We start from the raw sequence: 14988 nt of genomic DNA, 5'->3' as shown, positions 1-14988 counted from the left end.
ATAACGGAATCCCAGCGGACCACACTTTTCTGACATCGACGAATGAAAGATGACGACCTTCAGCAACTTGAACTGCTTTCCACGCTGGACCGGCTTCGTCATCGCGTGACAACGTGGAGTTCTGTCCCGCTCCAATGGGAGCCAGCACTCCGTTGCCAGTCATTGATCACGCGGATTCTCAGCCGGGTTGAGACGTTGCAGTTTCGTTATGAAGCTCCGATTGTCGTCGCAACCTTCGGTGGGACCGGAACAGGCAAAAGTTCGCTGGTGAATGCACTCGTCGGTGAAGAGGTTTCGAGTTCCGGTCGTGAGCGGCCGACAACTCGCAAGCCAAAGCTGATCGTTCATTTCGATACCGATTTGAAACTTCTCAATCTGCCACTCGACGATATTGATGTCGTCCAGTCAGAGGCCGATGTCCTGCGGGACCTCGTGATCCTCGATTGTCCAGATCCCGATACCAACGAGAATAGCGAGGCCGGAACGAATCTGGATCGGTTGCGGAAATTACTTCCTTATTGCGATGTGTTGCTCGTTGTCTCGACACAACAAAAGTATCGGTCAGCTCGTGTTTCAGATGAACTGCTGGCAGCTGCGTCCGGTTGCCGAATGATCTTCGTGCAAACTCATGCTGATCTCGATGAAGATATTCGAGCCGACTGGAGATCCACACTCGTCGACCAATACCAGGTTCCCGATCTCTTTTTTGTCGACTCCCTGAAAGCCTTTGAAGAACGGCAACAGGCTCAGCATCCGACCGGGGATTTTGGTCGGTTGATAGATTTGCTGACGTCGAAATTAGGGGCATCCGAACGTCTGCGCATTCGTCGAGCAAATATTGTGGACTTGCTGCAATCCGGCTTGGCTCGTTGTCTGGAGATCATTTCCAGAAAAGAGGACGACTTAAAAACTCTGGACGCAGCACTGAACCAGCAGCGGGAGCAACTCAGTCAAAAAATGGCACAGCAGCTTAAAAAAGAACTGCTGGCCAGCCACGGGTTGTGGGAACGCCGATTACTTTCCGCGGTCACGGACCATTGGGGGCTCAGCCCGTTCTCGGCATGCTTAAGATTTTATAGTGGTATCGGTGGGCTTCTGGCATCGCTCACGTTTTTTCGTGCCCGCAGCACCGCACAGTTGGCGCTGCTGGGAACGATTCAGGGGAAACGCTGGCTGGATCATTTTCGCAGTGAGCAGCGATCCGAAGAAACTCTTCAGCGAGTGAGTCAGTTCGGTCTCGATGAGTCGCACTTGCGCGAAGCGGAAATTGTGATTGACGGTCATGTCTCTCAGGCAGGGTTTGATTCTTCAGTCATGAGCGATCAATCGCTCGATCAACTTCGTAAAGAGGCGGCGGCTGTTGAGAGTCAGTTTGTTGTCGATGCCGGTCAAAAGATCGACGAATCGATCGAAGAGCTAGCGAGAAAAAATTCCAAGTTCTACGTGCGATGCTGGTACGAATTTTTGTTTGTCGCCTACATACTTTTTGTGCTGTATCGTGTTGGCGCGAATTTTTTCTACGAGTCCTTCATTCTTCATCAACCACTTCTATCGAGTGATTTTTACATTCCCGCCGGGCTGTTCTTGATTCTCTGGTCGGGGCTTCTCGTCATCCTGTTGACACGCCGTTTGCGACGCGGGCTGCGTGGTTCAGTCGAAACGCTCGTCAACAATCTTGTCAATCGAAACCTTGAGAAAGGATTGTTTCCGCAGTTGGAACAATCGATTTTGCAGACTCGTCGTTGGGCAAATGACGCGAGGCAACTACAGACTGAGGTCTCTCAATTAAGAGATGAAATCGCCACGTCTCCCCACTTCGGAGCGAAAAATAACGCCAACGTTCCTTAGTTCCGCACGTTTAGACCTTGAGTGGAATCAGTCCGAAAACCTCTGGGATGTCTGCTTTTATCAATTCAAATCCCGTCCAGAATGGCTGTCCCTCGTCGATCAGGAAACGTGATTCCGATCGGGATGGCATCTCCAATGAACTTGTACTCACTCGAACCGGTGGCTTTAAATCGCCCGACAGCCCAGCGATTTTTTTAGCAGTTCATCAGTGAACAACAGGCCGCGCCGCCCGAGCATTGGTCCAGAACCATCGAGTTCGACACCAAGTGAAGGAGTTTGAAGATGAAGATTCGTAGTTGTCCCTTCATCACTGGACCTTGACCTGCAGTGGCCTGGAAGATTGCGGATTGTGACGAGGTGTTTATTCAGCGATTTCATTCAGCACTTTTTTGATATACGCAATTTCTTCAGCCGCCGCCTTCTCTGGTTCACGAAGGATATTCCAGTAGTCCGCCGGCATTCCTTTGAATGGGTTAACGTACTCAAATGTCAGCGGGCCATCGAAGCCATCGGCGACCGCTTGCTTCAGGAACTTGTCCCACCGAACATCTCCCTGTTCGAGTGACGTCCACTCGTAGCTGAAGTCTCCGCGAGGAAGATATGAAAAGGTTGGATCGTCGTGCCGCTTCACATTCTTTAAGTGAAGGACATCTATTGCTCCAGCGAGCTTTTTCAGTTCTTCCATTTCCTTAAGCCCCTGGAAGTAGGCGTTCGTTCCATCATAAGCAATCCCCATTCGGCAGGCGTCAACCACTTCGCTTTTCATGGTCAGAAGTTCGGCAGCACAGGATGTCGTGGTGTTCTCGTTGTTTTCAATGAGAATTCCGACTCCAAGGTCCGCTGCAAACTTGCCGACTTCTTTGAGTCCATCGACCGTTCGAGCAAACGCTTCTTCTTCCGTGAACGGCTCGTTGTTGTAGCTTTCAGTCGTGTTGTTGATCGCGCGGACCCACTCGATTCCAACGTCGGCAGCCAGTTGTACAAACTCTTTGAAGAGTCTGCGGCAGTCCTCTCCAAGCTTTCCTCTCAGGTTCACCGGACTTGGAACGTACAAGCAGATGATCGGGATGCCAAGTTCCTCGCAGCGACTTCGAAGTTGCTCTCGCGCGGTTGGCCGAATTTGTCGCGGGCCAAGCATGTCGTAGCCAAACGCGGTGAGCTGTTTCTTCGGACCGCCCGGGATATCGATGGTCATCCCTCGCGCATCGACTGAGTCCCAACCGTATTCTTTTGCCCACTCCAGAACCTGAAAAATTCCAAATGGATGCTTCCAGCCAATCGATCCGTAAAGTGCCGTTTGCATAACTCGATCTCAATTTGCAGAGGAAAAGTTCAACATAAAACGTTATCACCATCAGGTCTTGACCACCAGCAAGGCATATGTGTCGCCAGTTCTGTAGGAGACTCTGAAGTAGTTTCTGGCTGAGGGGGACGAGTCTTCCGCGTCGAATGCTGCTCTATGCAATTGGATCGCGAATTGGCATACTTCTCTTTCCAGAGTGGGCTGAGTGATCGCTGTTGTTTTCGCGCGAGCGCGAAGAGAGCAGAGGAAAGTCCGGGCTCCGTAGAACACGGTGGTGGGTAACGCCCACCGTCCGCGAGGACCGGGAAAGTGCAACAGAAAGTAAACCGCCGATGAGCGGTCAGGAGTTAGGATTCAGGATTTAGGGTGTCGGAATAGGTCTCGGTCGAGTTGTCGATGAACTCAAGGAAGTGAAGTCGTGCGTCTGATCTTCACGAGGACGACAAGTGTTGAGAACACAAGAGATACCAGGTTGCTCGAACCGCAAGACATTCCAGGCTCAACAGAGCACTGAATCCCAAATCCTAACTCCTGCCGCAACAGGTAAGGGTGAAACGGTGCGGTAAGAGCGCACCGCAGGGCTGGTGACAGTCCTGGCATGGTAAACCCCACCGGGAGCAAGACCAAGCAGGGCGAAGTGTGTTGCGGCAACGTGATGCACACGTAGCTGTTCGCTGCGTTAGACGTCCGGGTCGGTCGCGTCGAGGTGCTTGAGCAATCAGCACCCCAGAGAAATGATCACTCCCGACAGAACCCGGCTTACAGGCCCACTCTGGATTTTTTAAGTGACAATTCGCGTTGTCTTGCGGGACTGTGACTGCGACGAACAGGCTATGAGTTCAATATGAGTTCAATGTAGATGTGAGGCAGATCTTCACAGCTACGAACTGCTCTAAGCGACGGCTCGGAGTTTTAGTTCTTCGGCTTTGATTGAAACGATGGCGATTCCCAGTTTGTCTGCGAGTTTCAGGACTTCGGGTTCGTCGAGAATGATGGTCATCCCGGATTCGATTGCCAGAACGCGGGCGCCGGATTCTCGCATGGTTTGTAACGTTTGAAGTCCAATGGTCGGGACATCAAATCGCATGTCCTGGTTTGGTTTCGCGACCTTGACGACGGTCATTCCGCCACGGCGACAGAGCGTGCCTGCTCTGCGGATGCACAGGTCGGTCCCTTCGATAGCTTCGACTGCGATCACGGCTGTGTCGTTGACGACGATTGACTGGCCGATATCCAGTTCACCCATTTTCTTGGCCATTTCCCAGCCGAAATGAATATCTTTCCACTGTGCGGCTGAAGGGTGTTTCTTGGTGAGGAATCCGTGTTTCACGAGAATCTCCGGGCAAAACTCTAAGGCGGAGCGGAAGTGAATCCCGTCCTGCTCAAACTCGCGAATCACTGCGAGAAGGATGGTATCGTCTTTTTTGTTTGCAGTGTGTCGCACCCACATGACGGCGGTTCTCCAGTCAGGCCAGAGACGCCATAATCGGAAAGGATCAAAAAGGACTTTCTTTTCGACCTTGCCCGCCATCACAGCTTGGGTGACACGTCGTTTTTGGAAGTACCGAACCGCTCGACCAATCCGCGCCAACGGGGCAGTCCGATAGTGATCGCAAACGTCCGCCAACTCGTCAGAAGCCATTCCCTCGATGCCAATACATTGCACCGAGAACCCTTGCTCTTTCGCTGTTTTGGCAAAGACAATGGGGAATCGCCCCCAGCCAGCCAGAAGACCAACCCGGTCTCCTGGGCGAGGAGGGATCGAAAGGATTCGTTCTCGATACGAGTCCGACATAGTTGAGCTGAAATACTAAATGAAAAGTGACGGGACAATCTTTTTCGTGCTAACAAGTTCCTTTGAAGGAGGCGTCGTCTAAATGTGTAACAACGATTTCAAATGGCTTGTTAGTCTCTCTTCGATTATTCATCGTTTGGAAAAAAATAACGTGACAGCGATCAAGCTGCGGATTTCGATTGGACAGGTTCCTGCTGTTCTGCCAACTGTTCCTGAAGTTCTGCGAGTTGATTCGTCAGGGCTTTGACCTGTTCGCGAAGTTCAGGAAGCCTCTGCAGGCTGAAATGATTTCGAATGGCTTCTTTTTCGTTGATTGCAGGAGTTCCGTGGAAGGTTCCTGCAGCAGGCATGTCCCAGGCTACGCCTGCTTTCCCTCCGAATTTCGCCCCGGAACCAATCTTCACATGATCGACAACTCCGACCTGTCCGCCCATTTGTACGTAGTCACCAATAGTGCATGAGCCCGCAATTCCGACTTGCGAAGCATAGACGTTGTGTTTTCCGATCTGGCAGTTGTGGGCAATCATCACCTGATTGTCGAGCTTGGTTCCTTGTCCAATGACAGTTGCACCAATCATGCCTCGATCGACTGTGGTGACAGCTCCGATCTCGACATCGTTCTCGATGATGACAGTCCCCGTGTGCGGGATTTTAACGAATCCACCATTCACAAACCGGTAGCCAAATCCGTCTGCACCGATGACGGCTCCGGCATGTAGGATGACCCGGTCTCCGAGGGTCACGTTGTGGTAGAGGACAGCGTTCGCGTGAATGACACAGTCGTCGCCGATCACGCAGTTGTCATGAATGACCGCGCCGGGGCCAATTTCGCAGTTACTTCCCACAACAACATTTTTGCCGATGTAAGCATTCGGAAAGACATGGCATCCGTGACCAAATTGGGCTGTTTCATGAATTTCTGCTTTCGCAGAGAGCCCAATCGTTGAGGGTCCAGGCAATGGACGGAAGCGAAGCATGGCCTCGATGAAGGCCGCCTGCGGCTCCTCGACAAGAATGAAATTGCACTCCGAGCCTTGCTTTCGGGCGAGTTCTGCAAGATCAGGAGTTGTAAGAACAGCTCCGGCAGACGAACTGAGGATCGCTCTAAGTTGTTTTTTTGAATCAAGATATGAGAGATCGGTGAGGCTCGCGTGTTCGAGAGCTGCAACATCAGTCACGCTCATTTCGGCGTCACCCTGAATGCTCCCGTTCAGTGATTCAGCGAGTTCTCGTAGTGTGAACGGCATTGTCCTGCGTCCCTGCAAGCAGTCTTTTTTGGTGGTCTGGCATCATGCCGTGTCACTTCTAGGACAATCCGCATTCTGAGGCAAGAGAAATTTTTGCAAACAGGGGCTGAGCGGCATTCCTTGCTTCTCCCTCGGGGTTTTGAGCAGAAACCGGAATGGTCTGTTGCGAATTGGTGGATTCACTTCGAGCAGAGGCAACTCCCCCCGCTCGAAGCTTCATCCATTTGAAAAGATGTACGCGAACTGTCTCGTGGGCATGAGTGGTTCATCGCAAGAAAAGCACTCTTCACGGACACAGAAACACGAAAGTGTTTAGAACTGATCCTGAAACTTGAAATTGCTCTCTCAAACGTTGAGATATCGTCTATTCCAGAGGTTTTCGGACTAATTCTAGTCTTCAGGTCGACTGCCGTCTCCGCACATTTTGACAATTAAAGGGTCGAAACGTGCGACCTTCGTAACAAGATCGGTTTGCGCGTTCATGACGTCCTCGATGTTTTTGTACACCATCGGAACTTCGTCTGAGCCGGCGGAAATTACGTGAACTCCTTGGGCTTTCAAGTTTGTCCGGACTGACTGGATCCGATACATCGAGTTCGCTTTCTTGCGAGACATCACTCGACCAGCTCCGTGAGCGGCTGAGTGCAATGATGCAGCGTTCCCTTTTCCACGGACCACATACGCGGGCGTTGCCATCGATCCCGGGATGACTCCCAGAACACCTTCACCAGCTGGGGTTGCCCCTTTTCGGTGGACAATGACTTCACGACCGTTGTGGACTTCTTTCCACGCAAAGTTGTGATGGTTCTCAACCCCTCCCAGCACGCTCGCGCCTGCCAGTTTCACGACGTTGCGATGGATCACTGCATGGTTCGCTGAGGCGTAGTCACCCATCAAGTTCATGGCTGCCCAGTATTCCTGGCCTTCCTGAGAATCGAGTTCCAACCAAGCCAGTCGACCGACGTGTGCGTATCGTCGCGGCAATTTCTTGCGAGCAATCGCACTGTAAGTTGAACAGACAGCATGTCCAGTTCCCCGACTTCCGCTATGGCTCAACAGGGCGACATATTCGCCAGGCGCAACTCCGATGCCTGCTTCCTCCTCGGTGATCGTCAACAGGCCGAATTCGACAAAGTGGTTGCCGGAACCGGAAGTTCCGAGCTGGTTCCAGGCTTTGTCTTTGCTTTCACGTGTAATTCGGCTGACTGTCCAGTCCTGATCCATGACGTCATGATCTTTCCGCGGTTTCCAGGCTTTTCCGGTCCCGAAAACCGTTCCTTTTTCAAGCGCAGTCGTCAGCTCACGACGTCGCTTATCGTCTGCAAGGAAATCTGTGGGCAAATCGAGGACCGACAATTTCATTCGGCAGGCAATGTCGACACCGACTGCGTACGGACAGACCGCCCCTTCGAGAGCCAAAACTCCACCGATAGGAAGGCCGTAGCCGAGGTGCGCATCAGGCATTAACGCTCCTGCCACCGCGTGCGGCAGCGAACAGGCTTCTCGCATTTGTTTGTGAGACATCTCGTCGATGAACTCGTTACCCCAAACTGCGTAGTCGACAGGCGTTGACGGTTCGGTCTCTTCGACTTCAGTGAACGCGTTAGCGAATTCGGCGAAGTGCTCATCGTTCAGATACTCTTGCGGAGCAGCGACGACAGCGATTAAACGTTGCTTTGCATCCTTCCCTCGCAATCCTGCTTTCACAGCGGATTGGATTCCCTGCATCGCCTCGAGTGTGCAATACTCCGGGATTCCTAATTTTGTAAGCTGCTTACGATTCATCGCTTCATCCTCACGCGTCGTCAAATTTCAATGTTGTGATGAACATCGACACATCAATATGGGGATATGTTCGCTGCTCCACCCGTGAAAACCGTGTCGGGGCGCTGAGCAAAGAGTGACTGCCGTTGTAAGGAGCGAGCGATCGAGTGTATTCAGGGAAGAAACCGGGGGCGTGATGTTCTGCAGTCTTCTGTCTCCCTGCTGTTCGAAGCTCGTCCTTTCCGGAGCATTGGGAATTCTACGTCAACCAGAGCATTTTTGGAAAAACTTAATGCGAAGAACGGTCTCTGCGGAACTGGGAGAGGCTCTAGTGGTTGAGGCTTCACGGTCTTTGCAGAAACTTCGAAATAACTCCAACAGTGTCTACCAGTCGAGCGTAAAACTTTGAACTGGACTCCGTTTGCGGCTGCGGAAGAGGCATCCAGAATAGTCGCAATCACTCGATCGTGACTATTCTGAGAGCTGTGCAGCTTGTAATCTGTCTGTGAGCATTGGGAATTCTTTCGTCTGTGAAATTGCAGGTATTCGTGAATCTCGTGACCGAAAAGGATCTCCGAGTGAAAAAGCATCGCGGGTTTACTCTGATCGAACTTCTCGTCGTCGTGGCGATTACAGCGATCCTTATTGCGTTGCTATTGCCTGCGGTCCAGCAAGCTCGCGAGGCGGCACGTCGAACGGAATGTAAAAATAACCTGAAGCAAATCGGCTTTGCGGTTCATAGCTACTACAACTCTTTTGAGACACTTCCCCCCGGTGTCGTGAATTCGACAGGCCCGATTGAGCAGGCTGCGAAAGGCTATCACCACAGTTGGCTGGTTTCGATCTTGCCTTACCTTGACGAATCGCTGCTCTCAGAAGCGATTGATGGAGACCTCAGTATTTACGCCGAAGCAAACTTGCCACCTCGAAAAGTTTCGATTCAAACGTATCTCTGTCCGTCTGATCCTGCATCAATTCATTCGCTTCCTGAAAATCAAAGCGTTGTTCTCAGTAACTATGCTGGAAATCACCATCACCGTTCCGCCCCGATCGATACCAATAATCATGGGGTTCTGTTTCTGAACAGCCGAGTTCGTTACCACGAAATTTATGATGGGGCGACACACACTCTCATGGCGGGTGAAGCCAAACGGAGCCCGGAAGATCTTGGTTGGGCATCTGGAACACGTTCATCGCTGCGCAACGGCGGCATTCTGATCAATCAGACACCAGAAGGTTCACGTTATTACAACGATATGACTTCCGAACCGAATGAAATTATCCGCGCTGAGTACGAAACGTTGATGGGAGAGGGGGACGGTGGGTATGGCGGATATGGGATGGGTGGCGATGAATCACTTGGTGGGTTTGGCGACGAGGACGGGGGTGAAGGAAGCGGTGAAGGAAAAGCCTCAGACCAACCGCGCCCCCCGACTCCAGAACTGGTTTCGCGTCTTGCTTTCGATCCCGGCGGCTTTGGGAGCCATCATGTGGGGGGAGCTCAGTTCTTGCTCTGCGATGGATCTGTCAGGTTTCTCTCAGAAAATATCGACGTCGCCACATATCGGCGTCTACTTGACCGTGCCGATGGCATTGAGGTCGGAGAGTTCTAGAGCAGTTTGCCCTACCGTGTGCCCGTGAAGAACGCGTTTCGTTAATAAAATTGCTGTTCGCCACGAGGCAGAATCTGCAAACCAATTCGAAAGATGCTCTAAAGCGTTTTCAATACCTGGTGTGCTCATGAAGGTCACTTTCCAGACTTCATAAACTGCTCGCCACGAGAGAGGACGAAGTCGGTCGTTGAATTTGCCCCAGAGTGGAATGAACTTGAAGGCAAAAGATCCGAGTCTCGTCAAGTAAAGTCACATGATCACAGATCGTGCCAAGTTCCTTAAGCCTTGTAATATTCAAAACTTGACAAGGCCATGGGGGAATTTTCTCAAAGTTTATTCCCTACTTCGGGAATGCTGCCAACCGGGTGAACAGGCTCGGTTGCGAGAGACGCTGATCGACCTATAATGCCTTGCACACTTTGAGAAACGCTAGCAATGCTCCTTGGAACCCTTGTGGATTATTGGGGTTACGAATTTTTGTTTGGGTTTTGTTAGGCTCATGAGTTGGTGGCAATTGCGATGCTCTTTGGAGTGTTGCTGTTTGTCATGTTTTCGTCGAACCGCCAGACTTGCGATAATATCATGCTGAACTGGTTTCGAAACGTGTGGAACGCCGTTTCCACCGTCTTGAGAGGGATGTGGGTGACGCTCTTTACAATGGGAGCGACCTACGAACGTAAAGCTTTTGCACAAATCTATGAGTATCCGGAAACCCCGGTTCCGGTGAAAGCACGCTATCGTGGATTTCATCGTTTCGATTTGACGACCTGTATCGGTTGTGAAAAGTGTGCGGTTGCTTGCCCGGTTGACTGTATCTACATCGAAAAAGAAAAAAGCCCGGTCGGAAAAGGTTTCCGTATCGATGGGTTCACGATTGATTACACGAAGTGTATGTTCTGTGCTTTGTGTGTTGAGCCATGCCCCGTCGATTGCATCTTTATGGGATCGAATCACGATCTTAGCTGTTACAGCCGAGATGGTTGTGTCGTCGACTTTGCGAAGATGCCACTGCAAACTGCATGGGGGCAAGCCACTTTGAACCCGACAGTTGTTGCAGAGTCAAAGGTTCTGTACGAACCAGTCTGGGTGAAGGGCGAGCCGAGTCCCTTCGAGTATGCAGAGTCTGAGTAATTATCATTTTTCGTCGACAAATCACGGTTAATCCATGACGGACCTGACGCTTCACTTTCTCTTGTTCATTATCGCTGGAACAGTTCTCGTAGCTGCTCCAATGCTGATTGGTCGATTAGTTCGCCCATTCTTGCCAACTCCTGAGAAGGATGCGGTCTACGAATGTGGTGAGCCGACGATTGGTTCGAGCTATGTCCAGTTCGACATCCGGTTTTACGTCGTGGCGTTGCTGTTCATTATCTTCGACGTGGAGGTTGTCTTCTTCTTCCCTTGGGCTGTCGTCTTTGGGGGAGCGACTCAGCTTGCTGACTCGCGCTTGAGCGAAGCGGCTCGAAATAATCTGACAGACAAGTTGCTGAACCTTGAGCCTGGGACAACTGTTGCCGAGACCGCCATTGCTTCCGCAGATGCCTTGCGTCTTGCCTGGACAGGTTTTGCGGACATCGCTGTCTTCTTCGGTGTGCTGCTTGTTGGCTTTGCGTATGTTTGGAAGCGTGGTGACCTGGATTGGGTCCGAGCGATGGTCGAGCAGGCGAAAACGGCTAAGGCTCAACCGAAAACACATACGCTCGTTGAGAAAAAACACGAAACCACTCTCGTCTCCTGACCTAAAGAACGTCGTTTTTGGGCACGTTCTTTCAATCTTGGTTCGAAGCTATGACACCTCAGGAAATCTTCGACGCACTGACAGAAAAATTCGGCAGCGATTCTATCGTCGCTTTGAATTCGGAAACGATTGATCCCTGGATCGAAGTCGCCGCCGAATCGATTGCCGATGTCTGTTCGTTTTTGAAGACCGAAGACAAATACAAGTTTGAAATGCTCGCCAACCTGACTGGCGTGGACTATCTGGAGACAGATCCCAAACTGGCAAAGAAATTTCCGTACGAGCCTCATCTCGAGGTGGTGTATCACCTATTGAGTATCTCGCTGAAGCATCGAGTGACACTCAAGGTGGTCCTTCCTCGCTGGAAAGATAACGAGGAAGGGAAACTGCCAGAGGTTCCTTCAGTCGCTGGCGTCTGGGGAATCGCTGACTGGCACGAACGTGAAGCCTTCGATCTGGTCGGTATCAACTTTCTGGGACATCCCAATCCACTCCGCATTCTTTGTCCGGACGACTGGGAAGGTCATCCGCTCCGCAAAGATTATGAATTCCCTCTGGAGTACCACGGTGTTCGTGCTAAGTAGTTGATCCTGTCGATTGAGTGATTTCAACAACTGATTACTGCAACAACATTTCCTACCGGCTCAACCCGTTGAGACCTCTGATATACTGAGACTGGCTATGGCAACACAACTTGAAGATCAGCGAATTATCGAATTCGATGTCCGTACGGACGAAATGCTGATCAACATGGGACCGCAGCATCCAAGTACCCACGGTGTGTTGCGACTGTTGCTGAGAACTGATGGTGAGGTCGTGTACGAAGTCACGCCACACATCGGCTATTTGCATCGCTGTGCTGAAAAAATTGGTGAGAATCTGGCAGGTGCCCAGTGGGTTCCTTACACCGATCGAATGGATTATCTCGCCGGGATGAATATGAATCTCGGGATGTCGTTGGCTTTTGAAAAGCTCGTCGGCTTAGAGGTTCCTGAAAAGGCCATGAACGTTCGGCTGATCATCGCTGAGCTTGGACGCATCGCCAGTCACCTTGTTGGTATGGGCGCTTATGGGCTCGATCTCGGTTCATTCAGTCCGTTTCTGTATGCCTTCCGTGAGCGGGAAATTGTTCTCGATCTGTTTGAAGAAGCTTGTGGTGCTCGCCTGACTTACAGCTACCTGACGATCGGGGGAGCAACCCACGATCTTCCCGGGATGATCGAAATTCCACCGGGGCTGGCCTCTTTGACTGGCAGAGATCCCAAGATGAAATTGCTTTGGACCGATGCCGTTTTGATGTTTATTGAGTGGCTCGAGGATCGTATCAAGGAATATCACATCCTGCTGACGCGTAATGCGATTTTCATTAACCGCACAGCCGGGCTTGGAGCGATGTCCGCCGAAATGGCGACTGATTACGGCTGTACTGGTCCGGTCCTTCGTGGTAGTGGAGTCGATTACGACTTACGTCGCGATGGCGAAGAGATCTATACCCGCATGTATGAAGGTTACGACTTCAACGTGATCTCCGCCCCGTTTGAAGGGGAAAGTGGAATCCCAAGGCAGGTCGTTTTAGGCGATAACTGGTGTCGCTTCTTTGTTCGCATGCTCGAGATTGTCGAATCCATCAAGCTTCTTCGGCAGGGCATTGAAAAATACCCACACACGGAAGGTGAGCATCGTGTTCCATTTAAGATGAACACGAAACTTCCGGTTGATGAAGTTTATCTCGAAACCGAATGCCCACGTGGGCAAATGGGATTCTACCTCGTTGGCGATGGTCAAGCAGAACCGTTGCGTGCACGAGCGAAAAGCTCTTGTTTCTGTAATCTTTCCGTGACTGGTCCCCTCTGTGAAGGGGTTCTCCTGGCTGACGTCCCATCTATTGTGGGATCGCTTGATATCGTGATGGGTGAAATCGATCGGTAGAGAAGTTGTCACCTGCTCCCACTCTGAAGTGGTGTAGGTGTCGGTTGAAGATTCCGCTGCTTGAGCGGGACTCGTTGATGTCCTGACGGAAGCTTTTTTGCTCGTTTCTGTGGGCTATTTGTCCGTTTGTCGAACGGCAAGCGAGTTGCGAGGCCAAGCAGGAAACTGATCGGATTCAAGTCCGGTCTTGTAGTGGCTGCTTCTCTATTTCTCTTGCGGTCGGACGTATTTAATGGCGTCGAGAATTGCAGGTTCAAGTCCGGGTGTTGATTCTGGGTGAGGGCTGATGCAGAGGACTCGACCTTTTCCGTACGGGGCAGTGATGATGGCGGGGGTGTCGATCATTGTCCCTTTCTGTGGTTCGTATTTCGCGACTTCAGACCGAAACCACGCCAGAGCTGTGAAGTCCGGGAGACTTGTATTCTTCCCTTTGCTGACGATGGGACCGTTATGGTATCGCACCTTGGCGAGGTCGGATCGATTGAAGATTGGCTCAGCAGATTGGTCAAATTCCATCTCGACCTGGCTCGATTTTCCTCGATACCACATCGATTTGCGACCGACTCCGGGGATTTCGATGGTCTCATTGAAGACAGCCGAGTTGATCATATTGAGAGACCAGGTGTAATGAGATGAGCATAGATACGCTCCCGCACAGACTCCGACGACGCCTCCACCCTCTTCGCCGAATTTGCGAATTTCGTCTCGGCCTTTCTCGCCTATTGCTTTGCCCTGTTTGCTGCCGCTTCCTCCTGGGAAAAGAAGAACGTCGAACTGATTAAGAACTTCGGGGATCATGTCGGCAGGCCCAATTTGCGTCATGTTGAATTGATTGTTCGAGTTGAACAGTTTGTTGAAATTCTTGATCCCGTTCCCGGTTGCTCCTGCTGAATCATACATGCCGATCTGGATGACGCTCGCATCTTTCGAGGGTGCGACTCGATGGCTTTGGTCCTGATCGATGAGACCAATTTTCTGAAAGAGGGTGGAAACCATAACGCGGTGTTGACGCGTTCGAAGTGAGAGTGGTTGATCCTTGAAGGTGGTCTCCAGGATGAATCCGCTGGCGTTCAGTCTGTCCTGGCAGGCACGGACCAGGCTTCCATTGACTGCACCAGACTTTGAGAGCAGCACTATCTTGCGGTCTTTGTCTGTGACTGTTTTGTTGACAGCCTTGTGCATTGCGTTGGCCAGTTCCGTGCGCTCATTTGATTTAGCAAAAATAATACTCGACCCTACCGACTTCGAGTTCGCGATATGGAAGTCGAATCCTTCGTGTAAGTCGACTACGTAATCTGGCTTTGTTGATTCCACTAATTTCCAGACATCCGTGGCCAATGGGGTTCGTGGGGCGGGGTTCTCTTTCGTTGGGAAGTTTCGGTTCAAGTCCCGGAGAGGTCTGTTGTTTCGCTCTGGGGGAAACCATCGGGTCTCTGCGGTGAGCCCCAATCGATTGACTTTCGGGACGACAATCAGCTTGCCTGCATCGATATCCCAATGTCGGATTTGCTCTGCAGCGGTTGCTCCGGCTGGTTCGTTTCCGTGAATTCCACCTGTCACGATCACAGTTGGGCCCTCTTTGCCGCTGTCAATTGTGTACCATGGTGTTTCCCAAATCGTTCCTTTGCCAAGGTGGCCCGTTGGTTGGTCGCTCGCTTGCGTTGAGGAAATGAGCCCCAGAATCAGTGTCGTAAAAGCAATCAGTCTCAGCTTGGGGATTGATCTCATGGCAACTTCGACCTGTTCTCTTT

11 protein-coding genes and 1 other RNA gene are annotated in these 14988 nt (G+C 51.4%); 7 read left to right on the top strand and 5 right to left on the bottom strand.

The features are described 5' to 3' along the window. Positions 1-42 precede the first annotated feature (42 nt). A complete protein-coding gene (locus Mal48_RS17575; protein WP_145202574.1) occupies positions 43-1848 on the top strand; it encodes a GTPase in 1806 nt (601 codons plus the stop codon). A gap of 361 nt (positions 1849-2209) precedes the next feature. Here Mal48_RS17575 and Mal48_RS17570 read toward each other — a convergent pair whose 3' ends face one another. Beyond that, complete coding sequence (locus Mal48_RS17570; RefSeq protein ID WP_145202571.1) at positions 2210-3151, bottom strand: sugar phosphate isomerase/epimerase family protein; 942 nt, start codon at positions 3149-3151, stop codon at positions 2210-2212. 193 nt (positions 3152-3344) lie between these two features. Here Mal48_RS17570 and rnpB point away from each other — a divergent pair. Then, positions 3345-3929, top strand: an RNA gene (gene rnpB, locus Mal48_RS17565) — RNase P RNA component class A. Positions 3930-4043: 114 nt separating this feature from the next. Here rnpB and Mal48_RS17560 read toward each other — a convergent pair. The 3 genes from Mal48_RS17560 to Mal48_RS17550 form a co-directional block, all read right to left on the bottom strand. Then, a complete protein-coding gene (locus Mal48_RS17560) occupies positions 4044-4946 on the bottom strand; it encodes an LpxI family protein (RefSeq protein WP_145202568.1) in 903 nt (300 codons plus the stop codon). A gap of 161 nt (positions 4947-5107) precedes the next feature. Beyond that, the gene (lpxD, locus tag Mal48_RS17555) at positions 5108-6193 is read right to left on the bottom strand and encodes a UDP-3-O-(3-hydroxymyristoyl)glucosamine N-acyltransferase (protein WP_145202565.1); all 1086 of its coding nucleotides are present in this window, start codon (positions 6191-6193) and stop codon (positions 5108-5110) included. A gap of 390 nt (positions 6194-6583) precedes the next feature. Continuing rightward, on the bottom strand, positions 6584-7978 hold the full coding sequence (locus tag Mal48_RS17550; protein ID WP_145202562.1) for an RtcB family protein: 1395 nt from the start codon (positions 7976-7978) through the stop codon (positions 6584-6586). A 557-nt stretch (positions 7979-8535) separates the two neighbouring features. Between Mal48_RS17550 and Mal48_RS17545 the strand changes: the two genes are divergently transcribed. The 5 genes from Mal48_RS17545 (at position 8536) to Mal48_RS17525 (ending at position 13237) form a co-directional block, all read left to right on the top strand. Beyond that, on the top strand, positions 8536-9570 hold the full coding sequence (locus Mal48_RS17545; protein WP_197441795.1) for a DUF1559 family PulG-like putative transporter: 1035 nt from the start codon (positions 8536-8538) through the stop codon (positions 9568-9570). A gap of 582 nt (positions 9571-10152) precedes the next feature. Then, positions 10153-10701 carry a 4Fe-4S binding protein gene (locus tag Mal48_RS17540; RefSeq protein WP_145202556.1) on the top strand — a complete coding sequence of 183 codons (549 nt, stop codon included), beginning with the start codon at positions 10153-10155 and terminating at the stop codon, positions 10699-10701. 34 nt (positions 10702-10735) lie between these two features. Further along, positions 10736-11308 (top strand): NADH-quinone oxidoreductase subunit A, encoded by a 573-nt coding sequence (locus tag Mal48_RS17535; protein WP_145202554.1) that lies wholly within the window; start codon positions 10736-10738, stop codon positions 11306-11308. A 50-nt stretch (positions 11309-11358) separates the two neighbouring features. Further along, on the top strand, positions 11359-11892 hold the full coding sequence (locus Mal48_RS17530; RefSeq protein WP_145202551.1) for an NADH-quinone oxidoreductase subunit C: 534 nt from the start codon (positions 11359-11361) through the stop codon (positions 11890-11892). A gap of 97 nt (positions 11893-11989) precedes the next feature. Further along, complete coding sequence (locus Mal48_RS17525) at positions 11990-13237, top strand: NADH-quinone oxidoreductase subunit D (protein ID WP_145202548.1); 1248 nt, start codon at positions 11990-11992, stop codon at positions 13235-13237. A 204-nt stretch (positions 13238-13441) separates the two neighbouring features. Here the strand turns inward: Mal48_RS17525 and Mal48_RS17520 are convergent, their stop codons facing one another. After that, positions 13442-14965 carry a BPL-N domain-containing protein gene (locus tag Mal48_RS17520; protein WP_197441794.1) on the bottom strand — a complete coding sequence of 508 codons (1524 nt, stop codon included), beginning with the start codon at positions 14963-14965 and terminating at the stop codon, positions 13442-13444. Positions 14966-14988: the final 23 nt, after the last annotated feature.

The sequence above is a fragment of the Thalassoglobus polymorphus genome (assembly GCF_007744255.1).
In the GTDB taxonomy this organism is placed as follows: Bacteria; Planctomycetota; Planctomycetia; order Planctomycetales; family Planctomycetaceae; genus Thalassoglobus; species Thalassoglobus polymorphus.
Note: the sequence above shows the minus strand (reverse complement) of the source record. Positions and strands in the feature narration are given on the sequence as shown.

What these genes read in the sequence shown, in the direction of transcription:
- Mal48_RS17575 (WP_145202574.1), top strand. Translation starts at nt 43, where the DNA reads ATGAAAGATGACGACCTTCAGCAACTTGAACTGCTTTCCACGCTGGAC.
- Mal48_RS17570 (WP_145202571.1), bottom strand. Translation starts at nt 3,151, where the DNA reads ATGCAAACGGCACTTTACGGATCGATTGGCTGGAAGCATCCATTTGGA.
- Mal48_RS17520 (WP_197441794.1), bottom strand. Translation starts at nt 14,965, where the DNA reads ATGAGATCAATCCCCAAGCTGAGACTGATTGCTTTTACGACACTGATT.
- Mal48_RS17560 (WP_145202568.1), bottom strand. Translation starts at nt 4,946, where the DNA reads ATGTCGGACTCGTATCGAGAACGAATCCTTTCGATCCCTCCTCGCCCA.
- Mal48_RS17535 (WP_145202554.1), top strand. Translation starts at nt 10,736, where the DNA reads ATGACGGACCTGACGCTTCACTTTCTCTTGTTCATTATCGCTGGAACA.
- Mal48_RS17550 (WP_145202562.1), bottom strand. Translation starts at nt 7,978, where the DNA reads ATGAATCGTAAGCAGCTTACAAAATTAGGAATCCCGGAGTATTGCACA.
- lpxD (WP_145202565.1), bottom strand. Translation starts at nt 6,193, where the DNA reads ATGCCGTTCACACTACGAGAACTCGCTGAATCACTGAACGGGAGCATT.
- Mal48_RS17530 (WP_145202551.1), top strand. Translation starts at nt 11,359, where the DNA reads ATGACACCTCAGGAAATCTTCGACGCACTGACAGAAAAATTCGGCAGC.
- Mal48_RS17540 (WP_145202556.1), top strand. Translation starts at nt 10,153, where the DNA reads ATGCTGAACTGGTTTCGAAACGTGTGGAACGCCGTTTCCACCGTCTTG.
- Mal48_RS17525 (WP_145202548.1), top strand. Translation starts at nt 11,990, where the DNA reads ATGGCAACACAACTTGAAGATCAGCGAATTATCGAATTCGATGTCCGT.